Origin of the sequence: Mycobacterium sp. NPDC049093, assembly GCF_040704635.1 — a bacterium.
In the GTDB taxonomy this organism is placed as follows: Bacteria; Actinomycetota; Actinomycetes; order Mycobacteriales; family Mycobacteriaceae; genus Mycobacterium.
In genome coordinates this window covers 177198-199431 of sequence record NZ_JBEZJS010000001.1, presented here as the reverse complement: position 1 = coordinate 199431, position 22234 = coordinate 177198, and the positions used below count along the sequence as shown (strand labels likewise).

At 65.9% G+C, this 22234-nt stretch carries 19 protein-coding genes; 9 read left to right on the top strand and 10 right to left on the bottom strand.

All coding sequences use genetic code 11. The features are described 5' to 3' along the window. The first annotated feature begins 41 nt into the window (after nt 1-41). The 9 genes from echA20 to narI all read left to right on the top strand — a co-directional run bounded on the left by echA20 (nt 42) and on the right by narI (nt 11429). Nucleotides 42-797, top strand: a complete 756-nt coding sequence (echA20, locus tag AB0876_RS01005) for a (7aS)-7a-methyl-1,5-dioxo-2,3,5,6,7,7a-hexahydro-1H-indene-carboxyl-CoA hydrolase (RefSeq protein ID WP_155915618.1) — start codon at nt 42-44, stop codon at nt 795-797. Continuing rightward, nucleotides 794-1681, top strand: a complete 888-nt coding sequence (ipdA, locus tag AB0876_RS01000) for a cholesterol ring-cleaving hydrolase subunit IpdA (protein WP_491837715.1) — start codon at nt 794-796, stop codon at nt 1679-1681. Before echA20 ends, ipdA begins: the two co-directional genes overlap by 4 nt. Then, complete coding sequence (ipdB, locus tag AB0876_RS00995) at nt 1678-2427, top strand: cholesterol ring-cleaving hydrolase subunit IpdB (protein WP_064958056.1); 750 nt, start codon at nt 1678-1680, stop codon at nt 2425-2427. The genes ipdA and ipdB overlap by 4 nt, the downstream gene beginning before the upstream one ends. 3 nt (nt 2428-2430) lie before the next feature. After that, nucleotides 2431-3501, top strand: coding sequence for a (3aS,4S,5R,7aS)-5-hydroxy-7a-methyl-1-oxo-octahydro-1H-indene-4-carboxyl-CoA dehydrogenase (gene ipdC, locus AB0876_RS00990; RefSeq protein ID WP_064958057.1), 1071 nt, complete (start codon nt 2431-2433; stop codon nt 3499-3501). Between the two features lie 97 nt (nt 3502-3598). Next, the gene (locus AB0876_RS00985) at nt 3599-4270 is read left to right on the top strand and encodes a class I SAM-dependent methyltransferase (RefSeq protein WP_526040942.1); all 672 of its coding nucleotides are present in this window, start codon (nt 3599-3601) and stop codon (nt 4268-4270) included. Between the two features lie 471 nt (nt 4271-4741). Beyond that, complete coding sequence (locus AB0876_RS00980; protein WP_526041449.1) at nt 4742-8374, top strand: nitrate reductase subunit alpha; 3633 nt, start codon at nt 4742-4744, stop codon at nt 8372-8374. Between the two features lie 33 nt (nt 8375-8407). Further along, nucleotides 8408-10012, top strand: coding sequence for a nitrate reductase subunit beta (narH, locus tag AB0876_RS00975; RefSeq protein ID WP_526040941.1), 1605 nt, complete (start codon nt 8408-8410; stop codon nt 10010-10012). Continuing rightward, nucleotides 10009-10689, top strand: coding sequence for a nitrate reductase molybdenum cofactor assembly chaperone (gene narJ / locus AB0876_RS00970; RefSeq protein ID WP_491837710.1), 681 nt, complete (start codon nt 10009-10011; stop codon nt 10687-10689). Before narH ends, narJ begins: the two co-directional genes overlap by 4 nt. Further along, nucleotides 10686-11429: a respiratory nitrate reductase subunit gamma gene (narI, locus tag AB0876_RS00965; RefSeq protein ID WP_526040940.1), complete on the top strand. Its 744-nt coding sequence runs from the start codon at nt 10686-10688 to the stop codon at nt 11427-11429. Before narJ ends, narI begins: the two co-directional genes overlap by 4 nt. 3 nt (nt 11430-11432) lie before the next feature. On the opposite strand, the gene AB0876_RS00960 is transcribed toward narI, so the two are convergent. From AB0876_RS00960 to AB0876_RS00915, 10 genes are all read right to left on the bottom strand, one after another. Continuing rightward, the gene (locus AB0876_RS00960; protein ID WP_491837708.1) at nt 11433-12068 is read right to left on the bottom strand and encodes a DUF1345 domain-containing protein; all 636 of its coding nucleotides are present in this window, start codon (nt 12066-12068) and stop codon (nt 11433-11435) included. Then, nucleotides 12068-14365 (bottom strand): FdhF/YdeP family oxidoreductase, encoded by a 2298-nt coding sequence (locus AB0876_RS00955; protein WP_526040939.1) that lies wholly within the window; start codon nt 14363-14365, stop codon nt 12068-12070. Before AB0876_RS00955 ends, AB0876_RS00960 begins: the two co-directional genes overlap by 1 nt. A gap of 70 nt (nt 14366-14435) precedes the next feature. Further along, nucleotides 14436-15410 (bottom strand): cation diffusion facilitator family transporter, encoded by a 975-nt coding sequence (locus tag AB0876_RS00950; RefSeq protein ID WP_491837706.1) that lies wholly within the window; start codon nt 15408-15410, stop codon nt 14436-14438. Between the two features lie 85 nt (nt 15411-15495). Continuing rightward, complete coding sequence (gene fadA6, locus AB0876_RS00945; RefSeq protein ID WP_055117868.1) at nt 15496-16644, bottom strand: steroid 3-ketoacyl-CoA thiolase FadA6; 1149 nt, start codon at nt 16642-16644, stop codon at nt 15496-15498. After that, complete coding sequence (gene kstR2 / locus AB0876_RS00940) at nt 16644-17267, bottom strand: TetR family transcriptional regulator KstR2 (protein ID WP_163667123.1); 624 nt, start codon at nt 17265-17267, stop codon at nt 16644-16646. The genes fadA6 and kstR2 overlap by 1 nt, the downstream gene beginning before the upstream one ends. A gap of 115 nt (nt 17268-17382) precedes the next feature. Continuing rightward, nucleotides 17383-18063 (bottom strand): AmiS/UreI family transporter, encoded by a 681-nt coding sequence (locus AB0876_RS00935; protein ID WP_491837705.1) that lies wholly within the window; start codon nt 18061-18063, stop codon nt 17383-17385. Next, nucleotides 18063-18821: a cysteine hydrolase family protein gene (locus AB0876_RS00930; RefSeq protein ID WP_526040938.1), complete on the bottom strand. Its 759-nt coding sequence runs from the start codon at nt 18819-18821 to the stop codon at nt 18063-18065. Before AB0876_RS00930 ends, AB0876_RS00935 begins: the two co-directional genes overlap by 1 nt. A gap of 64 nt (nt 18822-18885) precedes the next feature. Further along, entirely contained in the window at nt 18886-20412 is a 1527-nt protein-coding gene (locus AB0876_RS00925) for a DUF4153 domain-containing protein (RefSeq protein WP_526040937.1), read from the bottom strand. Then, nucleotides 20409-21428 (bottom strand): HAMP domain-containing sensor histidine kinase, encoded by a 1020-nt coding sequence (locus tag AB0876_RS00920; RefSeq protein ID WP_526041448.1) that lies wholly within the window; start codon nt 21426-21428, stop codon nt 20409-20411. The genes AB0876_RS00925 and AB0876_RS00920 overlap by 4 nt, the downstream gene beginning before the upstream one ends. Nucleotides 21429-21442: 14 nt before the next feature. After that, a complete protein-coding gene (locus AB0876_RS00915) occupies nt 21443-22120 on the bottom strand; it encodes a response regulator transcription factor (protein WP_526040936.1) in 678 nt (225 codons plus the stop codon). Nucleotides 22121-22234 lie beyond the last annotated feature (114 nt).

Here is a 22234-nt window from a genome sequence, read left to right as displayed (position 1 = left end):
AAGTGCTTGCTTAGGTAGCGACCCCTCCAGGAAGTGGATTGATGACGATCACCACCAAGACAGTCGAGCCGGGCATCGTCTCGGTCACCGTCAACTACCCGCCCGTCAACGCCATCCCGTCGGCCGGCTGGTTCGAACTCGGCGACGCGATCACCGCGGCAGGCCGCGACCGCAGCACCCACGTGGTGATCCTGCGGGCCGAGGGCCGTGGCTTCAACGCCGGCGTCGACATCAAGGAAATGCAGAACACCGAGGGCTTCTCCGCACTCATCGACGCCAACCGCGGCTGCTACCACGCGTTCAAGTCCGTGTACGAGTGCGAGGTCCCCGTCGTCGCAGCGGTCAACGGATTCTGCGTCGGCGGCGGAATCGGCCTGGTCGGTAACGCCGACGTGATCGTGGCCTCCGACGACGCCAAGTTCGGCCTCCCCGAGGTGGAGCGCGGTGCGCTCGGCGCCGCCACCCATCTGTCCCGCCTGGTCCCCCAGCACCTGATGCGCCGGCTGTTCTTCACCGCTGCTACCGTCCCCGCCGAGACGCTGCACCACTTCGGTTCGGTCCACGAGGTCGTGCCCCGCGAGGAACTCGACGAGGCCGCACTGCGCGTCGCCCGCGACATCGCCAGCAAGGACACCCGGGTGATCCGGGCGGCCAAGGAGGCACTGAACTTCATCGACGTGCAGCCCGTGAACGCGCGCTACCGGATGGAGCAGGGCTTCACCTTCGAACTCAACCTGTCCGGTGTGTCCGACGAGCACCGCGACGCCTTCGCCGGCACCGAGAAGGGATCCAAATGAGCGACAAGCGAACAACTCTCGACGAGGCGGTCGCCTCGATCGAAAGCGGCATGACCATCGGCATCGGTGGCTGGGGCTCGCGACGCAAGCCGATGGCGTTCGTGCGCGCACTGCTGCGTACCGACGTCAAGGACCTGACCGTCGTCACCTACGGCGGGCCGGATCTGGGCCTGCTGTGTTCGGCCGGCAAGGTCAAGCGCGTCTACTACGGCTTCGTATCGCTGGACTCGCCGCCGTTCTACGACCCCTGGTTCGCCAAGGCCCGCACCACCGGTGCGATCGAGGCCCGCGAGATGGACGAGGGCATGCTGCGCTGCGGCCTGCAGGCTGCCGCCCAGCGGCTGCCGTTCCTGCCGATCCGCGCCGGACTGGGCAGCGACGTCCGCACCTTCTGGGGCGACGAGCTCAAGACCGTGAAGTCGCCGTATGAGACCGACGGTGCCTACGAGGAACTGATCGCGATGCCCGCGCTGAACCTCGACGCGGCCTTCGTGCACATGAATCTCGGTGACGCCCAGGGCAATGCGGCCTACACCGGTATCGACCCGTACTTCGATGATCTCTTCCTGATGTCGGCTCAGCGCCGCTTCCTGTCGGTCGAGCGCGTGGTGTCCACCGAGGAGCTGGTCAAGGCCGTTCCGACACAGGCCCTGCTGATCAACCGGATGATGGTCGATTCTGTGGTCGAGGCCCCCAACGGTGCGCACTTCACCACCAACGAGCCCGATTACCGACGCGACGAGAAGTTCCAGCGCCACTACGCCGAGGCCGCAGGCTCCGACGAGACCTGGGCCGAGTTCGTCAAGACATATCTGTCCGGTAGCGAGGCCGATTACCAAGCTGCGGTCCGGAAGTTCAAGGAAGATCAGGAGGCCAGCAAGTGATTGCCGTGACCCGTGCCGAGGTGTGCGCCGTCGCCTGCGCCGAGCTGTTCCGCGACGCCGGCGAGATCATGGCCAGCCCGATGACCACCGTCGTCCAGATCGGTGCCCGGTTGGCCCGGCTGACCTTCTCCCCCGACATCGTGCTCACCGACGGTGAGGCCCGGATCCTGGCCGATACCCCGGCGATCGGCGCACCCTTCGCCGTCGAGGGTTGGATGCCGTTCAACCGGGTCTTCGAGACCCTGGCCTGGGGCAAGCGCCACGTGGTGATGGGTGCCAACCAGATCGACCGCTACGGCAACCAGAACCTGTCGGCGTTCGGTCCGATCCAGCACCCCACCCGGCAGATGTTCGGTGTCCGCGGCGCGCCCGGCAACAGCATCAACCACGCCACGAGCTACTTCGTCGGCAACCACACCAAGCGGGTGTTCTGCGACTCGGTGGACATCGTCTCCGGAATCGGTTGGGACAAGATCGATCCGGAGAACCCGGCCTACCGGTTCGCCAACGTCTACCGCGTGGTGTCCAACCTGGGCGTGTTCGACTTCAACGGTCCCGACCACCAGATGCGCGCGGTGTCGCTGCACCCCGGCGTGGAGGCCGACCAGGTGGCCGACAACACCTCCTTCGAGGTGCACGGTCTGGAGGAAGCCGAGACCAGCCGGCTGGCCACCGAAGAGGAGCTCACCCTGCTGCGTGAGGTCATCGATCCGAAGTCGCTGCGCGACAAAGAGGTCAAGGTCTAAAGAATGGGCAAGCTCAAGACTCCGCTGACCGAACTGGTCGGCATCGAGCATCCCGTCGTACAGACGGGAATGGGCTGGGTGGCCGGTGCACGTCTGGTCGCCGCAACCTCCAACGCCGGCGGGCTGGGCATCCTGGCGTCGGCGACGATGACGCTCGAAGAGCTCCAGACCGCCGTGACCAAGGTCAAGGCCGCCACCGACAAACCCTTCGGCATCAATATGCGGGCCGATGCGGGCGATGCCGGTGCGCGCGTGGACCTCCTGATCCGCGAAGGAGTCAAAGTCGCCTCCTTCGCTCTGGCTCCGAAGCCCGAGCTGATCGCCAAGCTCAAAGACGCGGGCGTCGTGGTGATCCCGTCGGTCGGTGCGGCCAAGCACGCCAAGAAGGTGGCCGGCTGGGGTGCTGACGCGGTGATCGTGCAGGGCGGTGAGGGCGGTGGCCACACCGGTCCCGTCGCGACCACGCTGCTGCTGCCGTCGGTTCTCGATGCGGTCAAGGACACCGGTATGCCGGTCATCGCGGCCGGCGGTTTCTTCGACGGACGCGGCCTGGCTGCCGCGCTGTCCTACGGTGCGGCCGGCGTGGCGATGGGTACGCGGTTCCTGCTGACCTCGGATTCGACCGTCCCCGACGCGGTCAAGGAGCGTTACCTGCAGGCCGCGCTGGACGGCACTGTGGTGTCCACCCGTGTGGACGGCATGCCGCACCGGGTGTTGCGCACCGGTTTGGTGGAGAAGCTCGAGAGCGGTTCGCGAGCACGCGGTTTCGCCGCTGCGATCGGCAACGCCCAGAAGTTCAAGAAGCTCTCCGGTATGACGTGGCTGTCGATGGTGAAGGACGGCTTGGCCATGCGGCACGGCAAGGAGCTCACCTGGTCGCAGGTCGTGATGGCGGCGAACACCCCGATGCTGCTCAAAGCCGGTCTGGTGGAGGGCAATACCGGTGCCGGTGTGCTGGCCTCGGGACAGGTCGCGGGCATCATCAACGACCTGCCGTCGTGCGCCGAACTGGTCGAGAAGATCGTCGATGACGCCGTCGCACACCTGCAGTCCGCGTCGGGTTACATCCAGTAACTCGCCTGAGCGAGCAGACGTAGTAGCGCCCCCTTCTCATCGGAGAGAAGGGGGCGCTTCGCATTGACGGACTTCAGAACCCCGGCACAGTGGAGGTATGAACATCCGTCTCATCGAGCATCCGGTGGCCCGCCGCGTCGTCGAGGGACTGCACAACTTCAACAGCAGACACCCGTGGAGTCACAACGACCATTTCCACGGTTGGATTCTGGCGAACCTGCCCGCGCACCGGGCAACAGCTGTGGACATCGGCTGCGGTCAGGGCGCTTTGGTGGCCAAACTTGCCGCCCGGTTCAGCCAGGTCCACGGGACGGATGCCGACGCGGGCATGCGCGCCGAAGCGGCCCGGCGATGTGCCCGTCTGACCAATGTCACGATCGACGCCGGCCGACTCGACCAACTCGACGGGCCCGTCGATCTGATCACCATGGTGGCGGTGCTGCATCACCTCGATGTCGAGCGAGCGCTGATCGAGGTCAAGAGGCTGTTGGCTCCCGGCGGTCGATTCCTGGTTGTCGGGCTTGCTGCCCCGGTCTCGATCCCGGATACCGCATGGGATCTGGCCTCTGCGGTGACCAACCCGCTCATCGGCCTGATCAAACACCCGCGGCCGGTCCCAGGTGGTCCGAAACCTCCCCCGTTCCCTGTCCGCGATCCCCAGCTCAGCTTCGACGAGCTTGGAGCGATCGTCGACCGCGTCATGCCCGGCGCGAAGATGCGCCGTCGGCTGGCCTTCCGGCACACGATCTCTTGGACGAAACCCGGTTGAACCGGACCGCAGACGCCATCACTGCGTTTGCCATCCGAACGGTCTCAGCCGAGGGTCGGATACGTTCTCCGCACTGTCCGTGTCGGAGTAACGACGCCGGATCGGCATCGAACCACCGAGTGGCGACGGTCCCGGGCACCGATCTCGCCGATTGTTACCGGGGTGAAAAATCATCCGGGCCCGCGCGGGACCCGCGGGCCTGATTCCGCTGCGACCAGTCGCCTGCCTTCGGTGGAGATTCCCGCCGTATCCGCTGGTGAAAGCCGCAAGCACCACGTCGTCGGTGAATCGTCATATGACTGCCGCGTTCCCGTGAAATGACTTGTGCGTTAACGCAATTTCACAGGGGTCAGCAACCCCTCGTGCGTTCTTTTGATGCCCTCCGCCACGGCCCTACGCTCATGAATCAACAGCGTCCAGGGAGGTTTCGTGGTCGATTCACGTGCAGGCGGTACAACACCCGGTGATGCTTTGCTGCGAATCGGCAAATACTTTCACCGCGGCGAGATCTCCGAGGATCAGCGAACCCTGCACAAGATCGGCGGCCGCTCGGCTGACGACTTCTACCGCGACCGTTGGGCGCACGACAAAGTGGTGCGATCGACCCACGGCGTCAACTGCACCGGATCTTGCTCATGGAAGATCTACGTCAAGGACGGCGTGATCACCTGGGAGTCACAGCAGACCGACTACCCGTCGGTCGGTGCCGACAAACCCGAGTACGAGCCGCGGGGATGCCCGCGCGGCGCGTCGTTCTCGTGGTACACGTATTCGCCTGCGCGCGTTCGCTATCCCTACGTCCGGGGCGTGCTACTGGAGTACTACCGTGAGGCCAAGGAGCGGCTGAAGGACCCCGTGCTGGCCTGGGCCGACATCGTCGAGGACCCGGAGAAGTCGAAGCGGTACAAGTCCGCCCGCGGCAAGGGCGGATTCGTCCGCGCCGAGTGGTGGGAGGCCGCCGAGATCGCCGCCGCCGCTCACGTCCACACCGTCAAGAAGTACGGACCGGACCGCGTGGCCGGCTTCTCGCCGATCCCGGCGATGTCGATGGTGAGCCACGCCGTCGGCGCCCGGTTCATCTCGCTGCTCGGCGGGTCGATGCTGTCGTTCTACGACTGGTACGCCGACCTGCCGGTGGCCTCCCCTCAGGTGTTCGGGGACCAGACCGACGTGCCCGAATCGGCCGACTGGTTCGACGCGGGCTACCTGATCATGTGGGGATCCAACGTCCCCGTCACCCGAACTCCGGACGCGCACTACATGACCGAGGCCCGGTACCGCGGCCAGAAGGTGGTCGTGGTGTCACCGGACTATGCCGACAACACCAAGTTCGCCGACGAGTGGCTACCGGCCCACCCCGGTACCGACGCCGCCCTCGCGATGGCGATGGGGCACGTCATCCTCAAGGAATTCTTCGTCGAGAGGCAGACGCCCTACTTCACCGACTACGTCAAGAAGTACACCGACCTCCCGTTTCTGGTCACCCTCACCGAGCGCGACGGCCGGGTGCTGCCCGGAAAGTTCCTCACGGCAGCCGATCTCGGCGGTGAGTACGCGGACACCGAAGCCGCCGAGTCGAAAACCGTCCTCCTGGACCAGGCCGGGCGGCCCGTGGTGCCGAACGGCTCACTCGGGCACCGGTTCACCGCGTCGGGCGAGGGCCACTGGAACCTCGACCTCCAGGGTGTCCACCCGATGCTGACCCTGCTAGGCAACCACGACGGCACCGCCACGGTCGCGCTTCCCCGGTTCGACAGCGACAAGCCCGGCGTCCTGGAGCGCGGCGTGCCCACCAGAATCGTTGCCGGACACCGCGTGACGACGGTCTTCGACCTGATGCTGGCGCAGTACGGGGTGGCCCGCGACGGCCTTGACGGGCAGTGGCCGTCCGGCTACGACGACGCCTCCGAGCCCTACACCCCCGCGTGGCAGGAAGAGATCACCGGCGTGCCCGCCCAGGCCGCCGAGCGCATCGCCCGCGAATTCGCCGACAACGCCGAACGTTCGAAGGGCCGCTCGATGATCCTCATGGGCGCGGGCACCAACCACTGGTTCCATTCCGACCAGATCTACCGGTCGTTCCTCACCCTGGTCATGCTCACCGGCTGCCAGGGCGTCAACGGCGGCGGCTGGGCACATTACGTCGGGCAGGAGAAGTGCCGTCCCGTCACCGGTTGGGCCACCCTGGCGTTCGGACTGGACTGGCAGCGGCCACCGCGGCAGATGCAGGGCACCGTGTTCTGGTACCTGGCGACCGATCAGTGGCGATACGACCCGTTCACCTCGGAGGTGATGGCCTCACCGCTGGCCGAGGGTCGGTTCGCGGGCCGCACAGTCGCGGACAGTATCGCCCTGGCCAGCCGGCTCGGCTGGATGCCGAGCTACCCCACGTTCAACCGCAACCCGCTGGATCTGGCCGACGAGGCGACCCGGATGGGCAAGGATGCCGCCGAATACGTTGTGGACGGGCTGAAATCGGGCCATCTGCAGTTCGCCTGTGAGGATCCCGACGCTCCGGAGAACTTTCCGCGCTGTCTGACGGTGTGGCGGTCGAATCTGCTGGGGTCGTCGGCCAAGGGCAACGAGTACTTCCTCAAGCACCTGCTCGGCACCGACTCCGCGGTCGCCGCGTGCGATGAGGACGGTATCCGCCCGCAAGAGGTGCGCTGGCGCGACGAGGCGCCGGTGGGCAAGCTGGATCTGCTGTTGTCCCTGGATTTCCGCAATACCAGCACGACGCTGTTCTCCGACATCGTGCTACCCGCCGCCACCTGGTACGAGAAGCACGACCTGTCCAGTACCGACATGCACCCGTTCGTCCACGCGTTCTCGCCGGCGATCTCACCGCCGTGGGAGACCAAGACCGATTTCGATGCGTTCCACCGCATCGCCCGCGGCTTCTCCTGGCTGGCCGAGAAGCACCTCGGCAAGCGCAAGGACATCGTGGCCATGCCCCTGCAGCACGACAGCGCCGACGCCACCGCGCAGCCCGGCGGTCGCGTGCTGGACTGGAAAGCCGGTGAGTGCGAACCGATTCCCGGCAAAACGATGCCCCGGCTGATCATGGTGGACCGCGACTATCCGGCCGTCGCCGAGAAGATGGCGGCCCTGGGGCCGATGGTAGAAACCGTCGGTCTCACCACCAAGGGTGTGACCACGCACCCGGACGCCGAGGTCGAGTACCTGCGCGGCGTCAACGGCGCGGTGGTCAGCGGTGTCGCGATCGGACGCCCATCGTTGGCCAAGGACACCCACGCCGCCGAGGCCATCCTCGCGCTGTCGGGCACGACGAACGGGCGCCTGGCCGTCGAGGGTTTCGAGGCGCTGGAGCGGCGCACCGGAACCGAACTGGTCGACCTGGCCAAGGAGAGCGAAGGCAAGCGGATCACGTTCGCCGACACCCAGGCCCGGCCGGTTCCGGTCAACACCTCGCCGGAATGGTCCGGCTCGGAGACCGGCGGCCGACGCTACTCCCCCTTCACCATCAACACCGAGCGGCTCAAGCCGTGGCACACGCTGACCGGCCGGCAGCACTTCTATCTGGACCACGACTGGATGAGTGAGCTCGGCGAGCAACTGCCCACGTTCCGGCCACCGCTGGACATGACGGCGCTCTTCAACGAACCCAAGGTCGGCGATACGAGTGGCGGCATCACGGTGCGCTACCTGACCCCGCACTCGAAGTGGTCGATTCACTCTGCGTACCAGGACAACCTGTACATGCTGACGCTGTCCCGCGGCGGCCAGTGCATCTGGATGTCGGACGTGGACGCCGCCAAGATCGGAGTCAAGGACAACGACTGGATCGAGTGCACCAACCGCAACGGCGTGGTGAATGCCCGCGCCATCGTCAGCCACCGCATGCCCGAGGGTCTGGTGTTCATGTACCACGCCCAGGACAAGGCCGTCGACGTGCCGCGCACCGAGAAGAACGGCAAACGCGGCGGAATCCACAATGCGCTGACCCGGATCATGATCAAACCCACCCACCTGATCGGCGGGTACGCGCAGCAGTCCTTCGCCCTGAACTACCACGGGCCCACCGGAAATCAACGCGATGAGGTCACCACGATTCGTCGCCGTTCGCAGGATGTGGAGTACTGATATGACCGGACACGAAGCTTGCGGAGTGGACCAATGAGGGTGATGGCTCAGTTGGCGATGGTGATGAACCTCGACAAGTGCATCGGCTGCCACACCTGCAGTGTCACGTGCAAGCAGGCCTGGACCAACCGCAGCGGTGTCGAGTACGTGTGGTTCAACAATGTGGAAACCCGCCCCGGACAGGGCTATCCGCGGCAGTACCAGGACCAGGAGCGCTGGAAGGGCGGCTGGACGCTGAACAAGCGCGGCAAGCTCACCCTGAAGTCCGGCTCCCGGTTCAAGCGACTGCTGAACATCTTCGCAAACCCGGACCTGCCCACGGTGTCCGACTACTACGACCCGTGGACATACGACTACGAGAACCTCCTGTCGGCGCCGGCCATGGACACCACGCCCGTGGCACGACCCAAGTCGCTGATCACCGGTCGCGACACCAAGGTCACCTGGGGGGCCAACTGGGACGACGACCTGGGCGGCGGTCCGGAGCAGGTGGGCCGGGATCCGTTGCTGGCCAAGGTCGCCGAGATATCCGACAAGGTCAAGCTCGAGTTCGAGCAGACCTTCATGTTCTACCTGCCTCGGATCTGTGAGCACTGCCTCAACCCGGCCTGCGCCGCAGCGTGTCCCTCCGGCGCCATCTACAAGCGCTCCGAAGACGGCATCGTGCTGGTGGATCAGGACAAGTGCCGAGGCTGGCGACAGTGCGTCACCGGGTGTCCGTACAAGAAGATCTACTTCAACCACAAGACCGGCAAGGCCGAGAAGTGCACGTTCTGCTATCCGCGCGTCGAGGTCGGTATCCCCACCGTGTGCTCGGAGACCTGTGTCGGACGGCTCCGCTACATCGGCGTGATGCTCTACGACGCGGACGCGGTGCTGGAGGCCGCATCGGTCACCGACGACAAGGATCTCTACCCGTCACAGCTCGGCGTTTTCCTCAATCCGCATGACCCTCGCGTGGTCGCCGAAGCCGAACGGGCCGGCATCTCCCCCGAATGGATTGAAGCGGCGCAGAACTCACCGGTCTACCGGTTGATCGTCGACTACCAGGTGGCCCTCCCCCTGCATCCGGAGTACCGGACCATGCCGATGGTCTGGTACGTGCCGCCGCTGTCGCCGGTCGTGGACATCCTGAAGGAAACCGGCCACGACGGCGAGAACAAGAACAACCTGTTCGGCGCCATCGACACCCTGCGCATCCCGGTCGAGTACCTCGCCGAGTTGTTCACCGCGGGTGAGGTCGGCCCCGTCCGGGCGTCCCTGCAACGACTGGCGGCCATGCGCGCCTACATGCGGGCGGCCAATCTCGGAGAAGAGTTCGACGAGACCATCCCGGATTCGGTGCGGTTGAGTGGCGATGAGATCGAGGCGATGTACCGGCTGTTGGCCATCGCCAAGTATCAGGACCGATATGTCATCCCGACCGGGGCCGGGTCGGATGCCCACCGCCTCGACGCCCTGGCCACCGGTTGCAGCCTGGACGGCGACGGCGGTCCGGGAATGACCGCGTACGACACCATGGTGGACAAGTTCCACCTGACCAACACCAATGACGCTGTTCCACAGGGTGATCCGACGCGGGTCAACCTGCTCAACTGGGACGGGCGGAGCACAGACGGGTTGTTGCCGACGACATGAAGCTACTCACCCTCGGCCGCAGAACAGGTACAGGTTCCGCCCTGTCCGAGCGCCAGCAGCGTCTGGTGTGGCGCATCGCTGCGCTCTTGCTCGACTACCCGACGACCGAGACGGCCGATCTCGTCGACCAACTTGCCGATGCCACAGCGGAACTGCCGGAGTCGGCTCGGCTGCCGCTGACGGAGTTCCTGCAGCAGTTCAGCGAGACAGACCCGATGCGGCGTGCGTCGAACTATGTCGAGACATTCGACATGCAGCGGCGCAGCAGCCTGCATCTGACCTACTACGCCTACGGCGACACCCGCAAACGCGGCATGGCCCTGCTGCGATTCAAGCACGCCTACCGACAGGCGGGTCTGGAGGTCGGCGACCTGGAGAATTCCGAGCTCCCCGACTACCTGCCCATGGTGCTCGAGTTCGCCGCGACGGTCGATCAAGTCCACGGAGAGCGGCTGCTCGCCGAACACGTCCCGGTACTCGAACTGTTGCGGCTGTCCCTGCAGGACAACGGGTCCTACTACGCCGGGCTGCTGGCCGCCGTCCTTTCCACACTGCCGCCGGTGAACAGTGCCGATCGCCGCCGTATCGCGCAGCTCGCCGCCGAGGGCCCGCCCGATGAGGATGTCGGTCTGGACCCGTTTGCGATGGATCCGATGGCTTCCGGGGGAACCAGATGAGCAACGTGTTGTGGATGACGCTTCCCTACATCGCCTTCACCTCGTTCGCACTCGGGCACATCTGGCGTTACAAGGCCGACCAGTTCGGTTGGACCACCAGGTCTTCGCAGATCTACGAGAGCAGGCTGCTGCGACTGGGCAGCCCGCTGTTCCACTTCGGCATGCTCGGGGTGATCGGCGGGCACGTCGTGGGCCTGCTGATCCCGCAGTCGTGGACCTCAGCGGTCGGTGTCTCCGAGCACGTCTACCACTTGATGTCGGTCAGCATGGGGTCGGTGGCCGGGGTGGCCGTCGTCGCCGGAGTGGCGATCCTGCTCTACCGCCGGGTCACCGTCCCGGAGGTGCGTACGGCGACCACGTTCAACGACAAGGTGATGTATCTGCTGCTGGTCGGGGCGCTGGCGACCGGGATGCTGAACACCCTGACCAACGTGTTCTCGACGTACAACTACCGCGAGACGGTGTCGCCGTGGTTCCGCAGCCTGTTCACGCTACATCCGGCACCGCAGTTGATGGCGGAAACGCCGTGGACGTTCCAGGCGCACGTGCTGATAGTGCTTGCCCTGCTCGGCTTGTGGCCCTACACCCGGTTGGTGCACATGTTCAGTGCACCGATCGGCTATCTGGTCCGCCCGTTTGTGATCTACCGCAGCCGTGATCCGCAGCGGGGCGGGAAGAACCGCTACGCCAAGGCTTGGGTGACGCCACAGGCGCCGCCGCCGCGCAGCCGTTGGGTGTGAGCCTCAGCTGGACACAATCCCGACGACCAGGTTGATCGTCGTCGCGAGGATGACGGTGCCGAACAGATACGACAGCAGGCAATGTCGCAGCGCCACGCCACGAATCGTGGTGTCGGTGACGCTGGTGTCGGATACCTGGTACGTCATTCCCAGGTTGTAGCTGAAGTAGAAGAAGTCCCGGAATGCCGGTGGGTCATCGGAGTTGAAGTCGATACCGCCGACCGCCGGCGTGTAGTAGAGCTTCGCGTAGCGCGCCGCGTACATCAGGTGCATTCCGGCCCACGCCATGAATACCCCGGCCAGAGCGGCCGTTGCCGCCGTCGGATCGCTGTGCGAACCACCGTGTACGAGCATGAAGACGATGCTGACCAGGGCGCCGACCGCGGCTGCCACGATCACGAGTTCCTCGACCACCGGGTTGAAGGCTTCCTGATGTGCGTGACGATGGGTGGCCTCGGCGTCCATGGGCCACAGCAGTATCCAGCCTGCGAGGACGAAAACCGCTCCTGTTGAGGCGATCCCGACCAGCAGGCCGAGCGGAGTGTCGGTCAACGTACCGGTGAGGGTTCCAGCGCCGACTCCGATGATCACCGAACCGCCGAGCCGGCCGGGTGCCGACAGCAGCCTGGACGCGTGCATCAGGCGGAGCGTTCCACGGTCACCTTGACATTCTTCATGATGGGCTGGTCGCTCTGTGTGCTGAAATCGCCGATGGCACACAGCACATTCATCTCGGGCATGTATCCGGCCGCGTTACCGCGGGGAATGCCGTAGGGGATCGCCTTGTAGCGCCGCAACGATCGGGTGCTGCCGTCGCGCGCGGTGGCGACGATGTCGACGTCGTCGAATTCCTTGATCCCGCGGTCGGCCATGTCCTGTTTATTCATGAAGACCAGGGTGCGCAGGTTCTTGACGCCGCGGTAGCGGTCGTCGTCGGAGTAGATGGTGGTGTTCCACTGATCGTGTGATCGCACGGTGGCCAGGGTCAGGGTGCCGGGTGCGGTGCTGTCGTCGGGCAGCTCGACCGCCGAGAACTCGGCCCGACCGGACGGGGTCAGGAAGATCAGTTCCCGCGCCGGCTGCTTGATGCGGAAGCCCAGTGGGAGTCGCACCCGTCGGTTGAAATCCTCGAAACCGTTGAGCACCTTGGCCATCGTGTCCCGGATCCGGTCGTAGTCCTCGACGTACCAGCTCCACGGCGAGGTGCTGGAGGGCAGCGCGGCCCGCGCGATCCCGGCGATGATCGCCGGTTCCGACATCAGGTGCGGCGAGGCGGGTTTCTTCATCCCGACCGAGAGATGCACCATGCTCATCGAATCCTCGACCGAGGTGGACTGCACCCCGGCCTTCTGGTGGTCCTTCTCGGTACGGCCCAGGCACGGCAGGATCAGTGCCCGGCGACCGTGGATCACATGACTTCGGTTGAGTTTGGTGCTGACCTGCACCGTGAGATCGCATTTCTGCAGGCCCACGAAGGTGTACGCGGTGTCCGGGGCGGCACTGGCGAAGTTCCCGCCCATACCGATGAACACCTTGATCTCGTCGCGGTGCATGGCCTCGATGGCGTGCACGGTGTCCATCCCGTGCTCACGCGGCGGTTCGATTCCGCACACCTCGGCGAGCCGGTCGAGGAAGGCTGCGGTCGGTTGGTGGTCGATCCCGCAGGTGCGGTTGCCCTGCACGTTGCTGTGCCCGCGCACCGGGGACGGGCCGGCGCCTTCGCGGCCCAGATTGCCGCGCAGCAGAAGCAGATTGACGATCTCCCGCACACTGTCCACACCGTGTTCGTGCTGGGTGACGCCGAGACACCAGCTGATGATGCTGCGGTCGGCATCGCTGTAGATCTTGGCCGCCTTGCGGATATCTGCTTGGCGCACACCGGACTTGTATTCGATCTCGTCCCATGAGGTGGCGTCGCACACTGCGCGGTAGTTCTCGAACCCCGCGGTGTAGCGGGCGATGAACTCCGCGTCCAATGCCTTGGGATCGGTTTCCGCTTGTTCCAGAACCGCTTTCGCGATTCCCCGGATGAGCGCCATGTCCCCGCCGATCCGGGGCTGCAGGTTCAGCGTGCTGGTCCTGGTGGACTTGAAGGTGGCCATCCGCAGAAAGTCGTGCGGGATGATGGTCTTGGTGGCGCCGGCCTCGACCAGCGGGTTGATGTGGATGACCTGCGCACCCCGGCGATAGGCCTCGGCCAGCGCGGTGAGCATGCGTGGCGCGTTGGACGCCGCGTTGACACCGATGATGAACAACGCGTCCGCGGTCTCCCAGTCCTGCAGGTCGACGGTGCCCTTGCCGGTACCGAGCGCAGCCGTGAGGGCTCTGCCACTGGCCTCGTGGCACATGTTGGAACAGTCCGGGAGATTGTTGGTGCCGAGCTCACGGGCCATCAGCTGGTACAGGAACGTGGCCTCGTTGCCCAGCCGGCCCGAGGTGTAGAACGCGGCTCGGTTCGGGTCGTCCAGATCCGCCAGGGCCTTGCCCACCAGGTCGAACGCGGCACGCCAGCTGATCGGTTCGTAGTGATCGGTCTCGGAGTTGTACACCATCGGTTCGGTCAGCCGGCCCTGGTCTTCGAGGGCGAAATCGCTCCACGCCGCCAGTTCGGAGACGGTGTGCCGGGCGAAGAAATCCGGACCGCAGCGTTTATGGGTCATCTCCCACGTGACGTGTTTGATGCCGTTCTCGCAGATGTCGAGTTTGAGGCCCTTCATGTCGTCGGGCCAGGCGCAGCCCGGACAGTCGAACCCGCCGTCCTCGTGGTTCATCTTCATGATCGCGCGGGGGCCGTCGATCGGCTCACGCTCGCGGATCAGGAACTCGGTGACGCTCTTCGCCGCACCCCATCCGGCCGCCGGGTGATGGTAGGGGTGGAACTCCGGTTGCTCATGCCCCTCGGCGTCGGTGCGCTGCTCGGTGCCCCGGTCAGTCATGGGTAAAGTCTGCGCGCAGGCAAACGCCCGCGTCCACGGTTTGGCCGCGTTTCGATGGCTCCGAGCTAACTCACAGATACCATTCGGGCAGCGGTTCGGGCCGTAACTCGGTCGTATCGCCCGGGCGCGTGAGCGTCAGAACAGCGCGCACGATTTCCGGCCGGCTCTGCAGGGTGTCGGCGATCGCGTTGAGCCGCGCGGCGACGTTGGATTCCGCCGCGTCTCCGGTCAGGTCGACCGCGGCCACCAGGTAGATGCGGTCCGCGCCAACCCATTCCATGTGCAGGTAGCTGATCCGCTCGATGTCGGCGTGATCGAGCAGGACCCGCAACACGTTGTTCCGGGCAAGCGGGGTGGCCGCCTCCCCCGTCAGGAAGTCCATGTTGCGCCCGATGAGGAAGAGTGCGACGCACCCCAGCAGCACTCCCACCAGGATCGAGCCGATCGCATCCCAGACCACGTTTCCGGTGAGCTGGTGCGCGAGGATGCCGGCTGTCGCTATCGCGAGGCCGATCAATGCCGACAGATCCTCGGCGAACACCGCGCGCAACATCGGATTCGAGGTGACCCTGATATAGCGCAGCGGGTGGATCCGTCGCTGCACCGCACCGGTTTTCGTCTGGCGCAACGCCTGAGCGAACGAAGTGCCCTCCAACACGAATGCGATCCCGAGTACCGCGTAGGCCCATCCGTAGGACGTCGCCTCCCCCTCCCCACCGAGCGAGGTGACGCCGTGCCAGATCGACACCACCGAGCCGACGGTGAACAGCCCGAAAGCCGCGAACATCGACCAGATGTAGCTCGCCCGGCCGTAGCCCAACCGGTGTTGCGCATCGGCCGGCTTCATCGACTTGCGGGTTCCGATCAACAGGAACACCTCGTTGCCGGTATCCGCCCAGGAGTGGGCGGCCTCGGCCAACATCGAGGCGCTTCCGGTGACGACGGCAGCCACCGTCTTGGCAATCGCGATGAGCACGTTGGCACCGAGCGCGACGGCGACGGTCAGAGCACTCTCGTTGTCGGAGGTTGAACCGTCGGTGCTCATGACCCCACACCTACCCCTTGGTGGGCAGATACAAAAGCACCCCGAAACCAGTGTTGTTTCGGGGTGCCTTCGTTCAGCGGGAAAACTAGAGGCGCTCGATGATCGTGACGTTGGCGGTGCCGCCGCCCTCGCACATGGTCTGCAGGCCGTAGCGACCGCCGGTGCGCTCGAGGGTGTTGAGCATGGTCGTGAACAGCTTGGCACCGGTGGCTCCCAGCGGGTGGCCCAGCGCGATGGCGCCGCCGCTCGGGTTGACCTTCGCCGGATCGGCCTTGGTCTCCTTGAGCCAGGCCAGCACGACCGGCGCGAAGGCCTCGTTGATCTCGACGGTGTCGATGTCGTCGATCGACAGGCCGGTCTTCTCCAGCGCGTACTGGGTGGCCGGGATCGGGCCGGTCAGCATCATCACCGGGTCGTCGCCGCGGGCGCTGATGTGGTGGATGCGCGCGCGGGGCTTCAGGTTGTACTTGTTGATCGCCTCTTCCGATGCCAGCAGCACCGCGGCGGCACCGTCGGAGATCTGGCTGGCCAGGGCGGCAGTCAGCCGGCCGCCTTCGACCAGCGGCTTGAGCGAGGCCAGCTTCTCCAGCGTCGACTCACGCGGGCCCTCGTCGACGCCGAAGTCGCCGACCGGGATGATCTCGTTGTCGAAGTGCCCGGCCCGGATCGCGGCGAACGCGCGCTGGTGGCTGTTGTAGGCGAACTCCTCCATCTCCTCGCGGGAGATGTCCCACTTCTCGGCGATCATCTCCGAGCCGCGGAACTGCGAGATCTCCTGGTCGCCGTAGCGGTGCAGCCAGCTCTTGGATTCGTTTGTGGGCGAGGTGAATCCGAACTCCTTGCCGACCACCATGGCCGACGAGATCGGGATCCAGCTCATGTTCTGCATACCGCCGGCCAGAATGAGATCGGCCGTGCCCGACATGATGGCCTGGGCACCGAAGGAGATGGCCTGCTGGCTGGAGCCACACTGCCGGTCGACGGTGACGCCGGGGACGGCCTCGGGGTATCCGGCGGCCAGCCAGGTCAGCCGGCCGATGTTGCCGGCCTGTCCGCCGATGGCGTCGACGCAACCGACGATGACGTCGTCAACCGCACCCGGATCGACGTCGACGCGGTCGAAGATGGCGCGGAAGGCGTGCACGCCGAGGTCGATCGGGTGCACCTGCGCCAGCGAGCCGTTCTTCTTTCCGACCGGCGTACGCACGGCGTCGACAATGTATGCCTCAGGCATTACTGGTCTCCTTTGACAGTGGCGTTCCCGGCGGTGATTCCGCCGAGGACGATGGCGAGGTATTGCCGGCCGACCTCTTCGGCCGAAAGCGGTCCGCCCGGTTGATACCAGCGGACCGAAACCCAGGTGGTGTCACGGATGAACCGGTACACCAGGTCGACGTCGATGTCCTGACGGAACGAGCCGTCGGCGATGCCCTGCTGCAGGATGTCCACCCACATCTTGCGCTGTTCCCGGTTGCGCTCGTCGACGAAACCGAACTGCGGGATGTCGGAAAGCCGCTTGGCCTCATCCTGGTAGATGACCACCTGCGCATGCCGGTGCTCGATCGCCTCGAACGAGGCCATGAACAGACCGGTGAGCCGACCCAACGGGCTGGTCTCCTGGTCGAGGATCTCCAGGTACCGCGCGAACAGCCAGTCAAGAAAATCGCGGAGGACTTCCTCGACCATCTGCTCTTTGGACTTGAAGTGGTGGTAGAGACTGCCCGACAGGATTCCTGCGGAGTCGGCGATATCGCGAACCGTCGTCGCCTTCAGTCCGCGTTCGGCAAACATCGTCGCGGCAAGGTCCAGCAGCTCGTCGCGTCTGCTCGCCGGCTGGGCGGGGGTATCCGGCTCCATCGACCCAGCATAGCAACCAAGCGCTTGCTAGGTAACGTTCGGTGGCGATTCATTTCGCCTGCGCACACGAGAAAGCGGGCCCCCGGCATGGGAGGCCCGCTTGTGCCGAGCAGGATCACACAGGCTGGGGCACGCCCCGGGCGACCGACACCTCGGCGGCATCGACGTCCGGAAACGGGAGCGCGTCCGCGTCGCCGCGGGAGCTGCGCCCAGACAGGATCGCAGCCAGGGCCGCTGCCGCCAGCAGCGCCACCAGCGCGATCACACCCGCCAGAGGCGACGTCGACCATATCCCGTTCAGCAGCAGGATCGCCGACACGGTACAGGTGGGAACCCCGAGCAGCACGAGGAACCATCCGGTGAAGTGCCCCAGGTCGAGTCGGCCAACCTTGGCGACCCCGAGCCCCAACAGCACGAAGAACAGCGTCCACATGATCGCCCAGGTCGCCCAGATGACGGCGAAAACGGGATCGGTTCCGACACTCTTGATCGCGTAGTACGCCGCGATGGCCGCGACGAAGGTGCTGTACCAACCGAATCCGCGCGGATCGATGTCGAAGATCTGGATGAACCCGAACCACAGGTAGGTGAACCCGAACAGGTAGCTCGGCCACGTCGCGTTCACGATGCCGGGATCGCCGTCCGCCTGCACGAGAACCAGCGTCGGCAGGACGACCTGGGCGGTGCCGACGAACAGGTTGATCGGGGCGGCGCCGCGCCCGCTGACCAGACCGACCGAGACGAGTCCGTTGACGAACAGCGCCACACCGACGAGAAGCAGACCGACGTTTCCCATCAGTGACCGACCCACTCCACGAACTGCTCCGAGGTGATCACCGGCGCGAAGAAGTTGTTTATCCGCTCGAAGGCGGCGCGCTCCTGGTCGGGATGGGCGGTACCGGTGGCATCGCCGATCACGATGGGCAACAAGCCGTGGTCGCGTGCCGCACGCGCGTTGCCTTCGACGCACCAGTCGAGATGGATTCCGGTGAGCACCACCACCTCGACCCGTTGCCGGTTCAGCGCCCCGGGTAGGTCGGTGCCGACGAAGGCCGTCTGCAGCGCCTTCTCGTACAACTCGTTGTCGCCGGGTTCGACGAGCTCGCGCAGCACCCCTACCAACTCGTTGTCCCAAGCGATCTGCTCCGGGGTCGCGTCGATGTGACCGGTCCACCCGTCGTACTGCGCCTTGTCGAAATCAGTCTTCGGGTAATCGTCACGGAACACCGAGAACCCGATCCAGTTGAACGACACGAAGTTCGGCGCCGAGCGCGCGGCCTTGGCCGCCTTGACGGTCGCTTCCAGACTCCCACGGAAGGCATGGCCCTCCGCGTACTGAACCCCGCCCGGCCGGTAGATCGAGTTCGATTGGCTGATCGACAGGAAAGCCGCCGGCCGCGACAGGATCTCGCGGAAATCGAGCTGCTGCCACTGCTTGGCAAGCGGCGGGATGGCGGCCCGGTTGTCGGGCGGATAGCCCAGCGCTCCGGGATCGAGCGCAACCGGCTCGAGCGGGGTGATTCGAGGCGAACTGTCGAGGGCGAGTGCGGTCACACGCACACCTTCGACCTCCGGTGCCGAGGTTGACAGCCTTTGGATCGGCGCGATTCTGGGATCCCTACCGGTACTGCGGATCGGACCAGTACGCCGAGCAGTGCTCGGGACGGTCCTCGCTCGTCGGCCGATCGGCCCGGGCGCGCGACAGGTTGAAGGTGTACCAGGGCTCGGGCTCGTGGACCCGGGCGGTCACGCACTCGCGCACCGATGCAGGCAAGCGGTGTAGTGCCGGATCGATGTCAGAGGACAGCCCGGACAAATACTCGGCGTCGAGCGCGCCCGTCTGCTCGAAGCGGTCGATGTTGCGGTCGGCGATCAACCGTTCCGGGTTCAACGTGGCCAGGCCGAGCAGGGCCAGGACACCGGCCACCAGCACGGCCCGCGGCAGCCACCTGCCCGTCATCCGGATGCCGGCCACCGCGACAAGCACGAACACCGCACCCAGCCACACCTCGGTGGTGATGACGAGCAGCCTCTCGGTGCTGAAGCCGTACGCCTGCTGGTACAGCCACATCCGGTGGATCGCCGATATCACCACGACAACCGATGTCGCACACAGGGTTCCGACCAAGATCCGCAACATGCGGCGGTCCGAAGCGCTGGCCCGGCCCGCCACTCTGATCACCACGCTGAGCAACAGCAGCGTCAGCGCAGACACCCACAGCAGCTGCCAGAATCCCTGGCGGGCGTACTCGGCGTAGGTCAGTCCCTCGGTCTCCAGCACATGGGTGTGCCCACCGAACAACACGGTGGCCTGTACCGCGACGAACGCAATGAACAGTGTGTCGAGCACCCCCAACGGCAGCGCCCACTCCCACCGCGGCACCGGCTGCATCGGTGCCGGGGCCATCGCATCCAGACGCGGCGGGAACCGCACCAGGTAAGCACCGCCCAGCACGAACGTCACCACGATGCCGAATACGGCTGTCCGCGAGAAGAAATCGACGCCGACGACCGAGGGCACCAGGTTGCCGGCCAGATGCGCGAACGCGGGGTCCGCGGCGGCGAACAGCGCACCGAACACCACCACCAGTCCGACGGTGACTCCGGCCACCGCGGCGACGCGTCCGGGGCCGGGCAGACCCGAGCGCGCCGGTAGCGCGGTCCTCACCGCCTGGTACACCCAACTCCGCAACCTGCCGAACAGCACCCACGGCAGGAAAGGCCCGGTGAACACCGCCGACCAGGTCCGGCCGCCGACCAGCGTGCACCAGCCGATGATCCAGGCCGCCGCCAGACACAGCGCGCCCATCCACCCCGCGGCCAGGAACGCCGGCACGGCCAGCAGCGCCAACGTCAAACCGATGCCGAACTGCTCGGACCGACTCGGGCGGCGCGGCGCGGTGCCGTAGACGAGGCCGAAGACCAGCAGTCCGACCACCAGGTAGCCGACGCTGAGCACGGACAGCCGCCACACCGCGGTACCGATCAGCCCGGCAACCAGCGCGGATACCAGCACCCGGCGCGGCGCCGACGCCAGCGGGTCGATGGGCCACACCCGACGGGACCACACCGTCCAGCCCGGTTCGCCCTGGCGTGGCAATGCGGGCCCCGGAAGGACCGGCAATCCTGAAACTGTTGTCGTCATCTCGACCTCTCCCCCATCGCAGAGTCAGGGATGTTGACCCTGATCCGACATCCCGGCTCGGTGTCCATCACTTCGATGACCCCGCCGTGCAATTCGACTGCCCACCGGGCGATCGCCAGCCCCAGGCCAGTTCCGCCGTCCGAGGTGGCGCCCCGGGTGAACCGCTCGAAGACCCGCTCCCGTTCGGCGGACGCGATCCCCGGGCCCTGATCGGTCACCTCGAGCCGCAGGCCAGACAGCCTGCGGGTCGCCAGCACCGTCACCTGCCCACCGGCCGGGCTGTGCCGAATCGCGTTGTCCACCAGATTGACCACGACCTGCCGCAGCCGCGCCGGGTCTGCCACGGCCTTCAGGCCCGGTGGGGACACCCGCACGGACACCGGTACGCCCGTAGCCGATATGGAAGCGTGTTCGACGGCCTCGTGCAGGAACTCGTCGACGTCGAACCGGCCGATCTGCAACGGAATTGCCCCGCCTTCGACCCGCGAGAGGTCGAGCAGGTTGGTCACCAGCTCGCCGAGGCGCTCGGTCTGGGACAGCGCCATCCGCATGGTCTCGGCGTCGGGTTCGACGACGCCGTCGACCACGTTCTCCAAGACCGCCTGCAACGCGGTGATGGGCGTGCGCAGCTCGTGGGAAACGTTGCCGATCAGCCCTCTGCGGTACTCGTCGGCAGCCCCGAGATCGGCTGCCATCTGGTTGAATGCCGTTGCCAGTTGCCCGATTTCATCACGCGAGGTCGCACGTACCCGGATGCTGTAGTCACCCTGCGCCATGGCGCGCGCCGCCGCCGTCATCTGGCGCAGCGGCGAGGTCATGCCGTGGGCGAGGAACTGCGTCAGGATCAGCGAGGTGGCGAGCGCGGCGAGCAATGCGTACCGGAACTGCCAGCTGGCGCCGATCCAGAAGGTGAACGAGGCCAGCAGGATGGCCCCTCCGACCAGCAGACCGGTCTTGACCTTGAACGACGCGAACGGATCCAGTGGTCTCGGCAGCCGGTCCCAGAGTGCGGTCACCCGGCCGGCGAGGCTCACCGCGGAACCTCCAGGGCGTAGCCCACACCGTGCACCGTCCGGATCAGCTCCGACCCCAGCTTTCGTCGCAAAGCCTTGACGTGACTGTCCACGGTCCGGGTTTCCACCTCTGAAGCCCAGCCCCAGACGTGTTCCAGCAGTGTCTCTCGGGGGACCGCCGCTCGAGGCCGACCGGCCAGGAAGGCCAGCAGGTCGAATTCGGTTCGGGTCAGATGGATTTCTACAGCGTCGTGGCCGGAGCCCTGATGGACCCGGCGCTCGGTCAGGTCGATGCGGTAGTCGCCGACCGACAGCGGTTGGTCGCCGGCTGCGCGTTCCACGCGTCGCAACAGCACCCTCACCCTGGCCACCAGTTCGCGCATGCTGAACGGCTTGGTCAGGTAGTCGTCGGCACCGATACCCAGACCGATCAGCATGTCGGTCTCGTCGCTGCGGGCGGTCAGCATGAGCACTGGCACCACGCGCTCGGCCTGGATGCGCCGGCACACCTCCAGTCCGTCGAAGCCGGGCAGCATCACGTCGAGTACCACCAGATCCGGTTGGGTCGACGCCGCGGTTGCCACCGCAGACGGTCCGTCGACGGCCGTCTCGACCTCGAACGCCTCGGCGCGCAGCCTGGTGGCCACCGCGGACAGGATCGTCGGCTCGTCGTCGACCACCAGGATTCGCTTCACGAATCCGACTCTAAGTGCAGGTTGTGGTGGTCGCGGGCAGCGATTGTGAAGATCTTGTGGAGACGCTGCCCGCCCCTCTGGCTACGCTGGCTCAGGGTCAGTACGCATCTGGAG